Genomic DNA, 2,264 nt, shown 5'->3' with positions numbered 1-2,264 from the left:
AATTATTCCTCCCATCGAGAGCTATTCTGAATTGTAAGTTATAACTATTATAATCTCATTTCTCTTTGTGATCAAGTTGAAGATTTTCTAGTTTTTGACTGCTATAAGTATTAATACTCATTGCATAAGTGAGATGCTCCCACTTGGCGGCAGTATTGTTCGATTTTGACCGCTCACAAGCGAATAGATGGGTACATCGCCTACAACCAATTTTAGAAAAGGTTTTAGGAGAAAAAAAGGTACTGCCCCTTAGAAAAATCGAGAGTATCGAGGAATTTATCCAACATTTTCCAGAGGTGAAAGAAGTGATAGTCGAGGGGACCTTCATACCGATAGCTCGTCCCAAAGACGCGGAAAAACAGAAAGAGAACTACTCAGGAAAGAAAAAGCGATGCACCCGAAAAAACCTAGCAGCTAGTGCAGAAGACAAGAGGATTTTGGTGTTAACCCCTACGACTAGCGGAAAAACCCATGATAAAAAGATACAAGATCAAGAAGACTTAATTGGCGGCATCCCTGAGCAAATCCCAGTCTTGGTTGATTCAGGATTTCAGGGAGTGCAAAAACAGTATGTAAATATCCGTTTGCCCCACAAAAAACCGAAGGGAGGAGAGTTAACAGCAGAACAAAAACAAGAAAATCGAGAACTAGCCAAAGAAAGAGTTGTGGGTGAAAATGCTTTTTCTGGGGTGAAAAGATACCGTGCAGTTTCCGATATTTATAGGAATCGTGTAGCTAATTTTGATGATCAATTAATCTTAACGGCTTGTGGATTATGGAATTTTTATTTAGCGGCAGCATAAGCATTGATTAAAAGGAGAAGCAAGCTGAATTTCTCACAAAACAATTCATTCGGCTTTTTCTTATTTTGCAACAAGTCTATTATACATTACTAAAACTATTGCGAGGAGGCGCGTTTCGATAACGGGATGTCAACGGAAGTGAACTCGTCCCACAATAGAGATGTCCCTGCGACTGCTCGATCATGAAACCATATCACCTGTTAATTTCCCTCGGTTTTATCGCCTTAGCCGCCCTTGCGATCGGGGTCTATCAAGCTTCCAGCGCTCCCCTACCCGCAGGATTTCCGACCCCGACCCCGAACGGACGGATCGAGGTGAAGAACTATCCCGCCTATCGGGCTGCCACCTACCGTTATCGGGGTCAATTGTCCGAGGCGGCCAACCGGTCGTTTTATCCCCTCTACCAACACATTAGCTCGAACGATATCTCCATGACCGCGCCCGTCGAAACTCGTTACCCTGACAGCACCCGAACGGGAGCGACATCGGGAGAGGCCGAAGTTTCCTTTCTCTACCGCGACACCGACACTTACCCGAAAGAGGTGGCCGATAATATTCGGATCGAGGATGTACCACCCATGACGGTGGTGAGTTTGGGATTACAGGGAGGTTACGATTTTGATAGCTACCAACAGGGATTGACCCGACTGAACGAATGGCTGGCAGAACATCCGGGCTACCGGGCGATCGGTTCCCCCCGTCGCTTTTTCTATGATGGTCCCTACGTTCCCGATCCCCTGAAACGGAGCGAGATAGAGATCCCTGTGGAGGCGGTATCGTCGAATCGTTGAACTCATGACCAATCCTGACTGGTATCGCAGAGGAAATGGTCGGTCATGATGTCCTCGAAGGTGAAAAGACAGTGAGAGGGAAAAGTCCGTATCGGTAAGTCTGTGTCTCGCAAAGCCAAATCGACTCCGGCCTCGAAAGCATCGGATAAAGCCGTCGGTATCCGGGATTTTAAACTAGGATTGCCCTGTAGATGCCGTCTGATCGCTCGTCTCTGTTCTCTAATCGTCAAAAACCAACTACGAGAACGTTTATCTGGCTGATATTCCCATTTGAGAAGATGTCCTACCAAAACGGTCAGACGGCTCACCAGTTCTCGATATTCTTGTTTACCCAAGGAAATGATTTCCTCCCGCAAGTTTTGCCAGTCCAGAGCTTCTACCTGTCGGGTGGCCAGAGCTTTCGCTTGTAGCTCTGTCCAGCCGTAGAAGTCGGATTCATACAGGGCATTCGCTCGATCTGACTTATTGGAACTCATATCTGACCATATTTGTACTGGAACTAGATAATACGTTGATTAACATTTTGATTTTGACATCCTCACCGCCGTAAAACGGACGGTGATTCCCAAACCTCACGATTTAGGTTTCTGCTTCTTTCCCTTGCGGGGTTCCGCACCTGCCTTAACAGATTTACTCTGTTCTGGTCTTATGGTCGCTCTACAGACTGACA

At 46.2% G+C, this 2,264-nt stretch carries 3 protein-coding genes; 2 read left to right on the top strand and 1 reads right to left on the bottom strand.

Annotated elements, in window-relative coordinates:
• Window positions 1-155 precede the first annotated feature (155 nt).
• Together O9332_RS23875 and O9332_RS23870 are read left to right on the top strand one after the other, a co-directional pair.
• Entirely contained in the window at window positions 156-803 is a 648-nt protein-coding gene (locus O9332_RS23875) for a transposase family protein (RefSeq protein ID WP_288027675.1), read from the top strand.
• Between the two features lie 182 nt (window positions 804-985).
• Window positions 986-1,594, top strand: a complete 609-nt coding sequence (locus O9332_RS23870; protein WP_002757527.1) for a GyrI-like domain-containing protein — start codon at window positions 986-988, stop codon at window positions 1,592-1,594.
• 2 nt (window positions 1,595-1,596) lie between these two features.
• Here the strand turns inward: O9332_RS23870 and O9332_RS23865 are convergent, their stop codons facing one another.
• Window positions 1,597-2,070 (bottom strand): DUF29 domain-containing protein, encoded by a 474-nt coding sequence (locus O9332_RS23865; RefSeq protein WP_002757525.1) that lies wholly within the window; start codon window positions 2,068-2,070, stop codon window positions 1,597-1,599.
• Between the last annotated feature and the right edge of the window lie 194 nt (window positions 2,071-2,264).

The organism is Microcystis sp. LE19-10.1B (assembly GCF_027530565.1).
GTDB classification, from domain to species: domain Bacteria; phylum Cyanobacteriota; class Cyanobacteriia; order Cyanobacteriales; family Microcystaceae; genus Microcystis; species Microcystis aeruginosa.
The sequence above is the reverse complement of the archived record's forward strand: the minus strand, read 5'-3'. Positions and strand labels throughout refer to the sequence as shown.

Coding starts and splice junctions, on each gene's coding strand:
- O9332_RS23870 (WP_002757527.1), top strand. CDS start 986: ATGAAACCATATCACCTGTTAATTTCCCTCGGTTTTATCGCCTTAGCC.
- O9332_RS23865 (WP_002757525.1), bottom strand. CDS start 2,070: ATGAGTTCCAATAAGTCAGATCGAGCGAATGCCCTGTATGAATCCGAC.